The sequence below is a fragment of the Lutibacter sp. genome (assembly GCF_041596795.1).
GTDB lineage: Bacteria > Bacteroidota > Bacteroidia > Flavobacteriales > Flavobacteriaceae > Lutibacter.
The window spans coordinates 1-3,590 of sequence record NZ_JBFHHX010000223.1; the positions used below are offsets into that span (position 1 = coordinate 1).

Annotated in this window: 3 protein-coding genes; 1 reads left to right on the top strand and 2 read right to left on the bottom strand. The window is 30.2% G+C overall.

Features of this window, described 5'->3' with window-relative positions:
* The first annotated feature begins 158 nt into the window (after positions 1-158).
* Entirely contained in the window at positions 159-542 is a 384-nt protein-coding gene (locus ABY298_RS15495; protein ID WP_372746956.1) for an HU family DNA-binding protein, read from the top strand.
* A gap of 504 nt (positions 543-1,046) precedes the next feature.
* Here the strand turns inward: ABY298_RS15495 and ABY298_RS15500 are convergent.
* On the bottom strand, positions 1,047-2,399 hold the full coding sequence (locus tag ABY298_RS15500) for a hypothetical protein (RefSeq protein WP_372746957.1): 1,353 nt from the start codon (positions 2,397-2,399) through the stop codon (positions 1,047-1,049).
* 6 nt (positions 2,400-2,405) lie between these two features.
* Positions 2,406-3,548, bottom strand: a complete 1,143-nt coding sequence (locus ABY298_RS15505) for a glycosyltransferase family 4 protein (RefSeq protein WP_372746958.1) — start codon at positions 3,546-3,548, stop codon at positions 2,406-2,408.
* Between the last annotated feature and the right edge of the window lie 42 nt (positions 3,549-3,590).

Genomic DNA, 3,590 nt, shown 5'->3' on the forward strand with positions numbered 1-3,590 from the left:
ATTATTTTTAATCCAATCATCACTGTAGGCAAAGGCTATACAGTAACAAATTGCCAAAATTCACGGGTCCTTCGGTTTTTTAAAGATAAGGTGTGTAGTAGAAGTAAAGGTGTCGGTATAACTACCTTCAAAAGTTATACAGTTTAAATAGTAAAAGTATGATTCAATACAAATTGAAAGAACAGGTAAATCCTTTGGACATAACTGCTCCAAATAAATATGTTCCAGTGAAACAAAAACAAGAAACGCTAACCTTACGTGATTTTGCTAAACGAATAAGCAGAGAAAGTACGGTAAGCTCTATGGATGCCATGGCGGTTTTAGAAGGATTATTACAAATAATTCCGGATGAAATTTTAAATGGTAAGATTATAAAACTGGGAGATTTTGGAACGTTTAGATCTACTATTTCAGCAGAAACAGTAGATGCTCCAGAGAATTTTAATGTTTCTAAAATAAAGGGCTTAAATGTGCGATTTAGACCCGCAAAAGAATTTCAAAAGCAAATAACTAATATTGATTATCAATTAGTTTCAAGCTAGTATTTTCTGAATTCTGATTAACAAGCCGCCTCATCATTTAATTTTGAGGCGGCTTTTTTGTCCGTCTTTTTTAAATAGTTGCCCGACTTATTTTAAAAGTTGCCCGACTTTTTATTTTTGTTGCCCGACTTTTTAATTATCAACCCTCCTTACATTTTATTAAAAGTGGCTGCTTTATCAAAAAACAGATTCCCACCTGCGTGGGAATGACGAGGTGACTTTGAAACGTCATCCCGCACTTGATGCGGGATCTGTTACTGTATTACTTAAAAATTTACATTGGACTTCTTAATTAAACACACCCCTAACCCCTCTCAAGAGGGGAAATGCTCATTGCGGAGGGAATGCATTGGAGTGAAGCAATCTTTTACTTATTAAACCCAATCATGCACTGAACTAAACAACAAACAGATTACCACGTCGCTACCGCTCCTCGTAATGACGGTAGCTTTGAAACGTCATCCCGCACTTGATGCGGGATCTGTTACTATATTACTTAAAAGTTTACTTTGTACTTCTTTTTTTCAAAAATACTTTATTAATACTACCCGCTATTTTAAAGTAAAAAAGCACACAAGAGACTGAAATTATAAAAACACATAATTTTTTAACTGAACTCATTAAATCTCCCCTTAAAATATAAAATTCAAATCCCAATAAAAATAAATACACCAATTTAAAAAATAGCGAACCACTATTTTTATGATATTTTAAATCGAATGTTGCATTTAATAAAACTATTAATATAATAAACACTATAATACCCGTATACCCATAATTGGCATACCCTTCCCCAAAAAATGGCATTGAAATATTGGTATGTTCAAAATTTAATTTTTCTGCCAACATCGTTCCAGTCCCAATAGGTTTTTGAAGCCATTGCCCTTCTTGAATAAAAAATAACATACTCCCTATTAACTGTTTCCCAAAGGTTATTATTTCTTCATTTATTAACAAAACAAAATTTTGAAAGGCATCAAAATGGCCTGTTTTAAAAACTTCAATTCCCACATATACATTATTTGCTTGGGATCGAAAGAAATTTAAAATTGGAAATATTAAAAAGAATCCAAAAAAATAAGAGAGAGCATAAACGTTTTGCCTTTTAAAAACAGGTAGTAACAGCACCAAAAACGGCAAATATAATGAAACTGCCTCCCCTCTAGATAATGCCGTAGGGAAAGCTGTAATTATAGCAATTATACCTAATAAGAATAGATGCTTTTTATCATATTTATTCTTTAAAATATACTGCAATACTACAACAACAGGAATTGCTCTTACAACTAATGAAATACCATAGCCTAATACACCGAGATACGTATTATTTTTTAACCAAAAACTTGGAGGTCTTAACACAAGATATTTTACATTGAACTTTATAAGCACAAAAAATACTACAAAAGACAAAATGGCTACCCCATAATAAAAATAAATTGGAGTTTCATTTCTTATAACGCTGTTCAATTTATAATTTCTTTTATCTAATATTTTATACGTAACGTGATATAAAAAATTATATAATAACAATATTCCTAGCAACAACAAACCTCCCTTTATGTACAATTTGGCACTTATTAAAGGTGCATTAAAAAAAGAACTTTGAAATTTATATTGAATTGCGGGTGCTATTCCAAAAAAGAAATAATAAAATAAGTAAAATGTTTTATTTAATGAAAATGGATTTTTATCAATACTCAAAAAAATTCCGCCTAATGCAATAGCACTTATTGCAAAAAATAAAAACAATACCAAGGCATTGTATTGATTTCCATTGTTTATAAAAATAAGAAACGCTGAAACCAATCCTAACATCGTAAAAATAGCAATCTCTTTATTTTTAAAAATTTCTGGCATATAGGTTTAATTTAATGCACTTAGCATATTATAAATTTCCATATGTTTTAAAACCACTTCTTTTTGGTCGAACTCTTTTTCTGCTTTTGCTCTAGAATTTTTTCCCATTCTAACCATTTCTTCAGGAGCATTTATTAATTTTTCAATAGCATTTGCCAATGCTACCCCCGATTTTACTGGTACTTTATAACCATTATAACCTTCTTCTACACACTCTTTGCAACCTATAGAATCTGTTGTAATAATTGGTTTACCTGCCGCACATGCTTCTAATAGCGTTTTAGGCATGCCTTCTCTATAATAAGAAGGAAAAACTACAATATCAGCCATATTAAAAACAGCACTTATATTCTTTTCATACCCGTACCATTCTATGTAATTTTTGATGGTATTTTCCAATAAATAACTTTCTGGAACGCAACTTTTACTGTCATAGTCAATTATTCCATACAGTTTAAAAATTATTTTATCTTGATACTTTGAATATAACAAATTAGCCGCTTCAATCAGTTCTTTTACTCCTTTTTCCCATATCATTCTAGAAGGAAATAAAATATTAATTTTATCATTTTTTATATCAGATTTACATTGAAAACCCCCCAAATTGACGCCAGAACCTTTTATAAAAAATAGTTTATGTGTATCACTAATTATTTTTGATGATTTTAGATCTCGGAAATCTTCCTTATTCTGAAAAATTATTGCCATATTTTTATGGTGAAAAGCTACTTTCATTAAATTCCGAACAACACCACTTATAAACTTATTCTCATTCGTTGAAAAGTTATACCCCAGCCCGCTTATTGCATTTACAACGCCTTTAACTTTTATAAATTTAGTAATTAAAGATCCATAAATTATAGGTTTAAAAGTAATATGATGCACTAAATCGGGCTTAATAGCTCTGTACAGTTTTAATAGTTTAAAAATAGTTTGTACTTCAATTAAAGGATTTACTCCTGATCTTGTAAATGAGATATTTACAAATTGAATTCCTTCAGCTTCAATTTCATGTGCCCTACCTGTATCTTTCCCTATAACAACAACACTCCACCCTTCTTGGATTGCTTGTGTGGCAATACATAATCTATGAGATATAAAAAACCAATCTACATTTACTACTATTAATACTGTTTTTTTATTCTTCAATTTTTCCTCTTTTTCTTGTACTATTAAAATCTATGATCATTA

What these genes read in the sequence shown, in the direction of transcription:
- ABY298_RS15495 (WP_372746956.1), top strand. Translation starts at nt 159, where the DNA reads ATGATTCAATACAAATTGAAAGAACAGGTAAATCCTTTGGACATAACT.
- ABY298_RS15500 (WP_372746957.1), bottom strand. Translation starts at nt 2,399, where the DNA reads ATGCCAGAAATTTTTAAAAATAAAGAGATTGCTATTTTTACGATGTTA.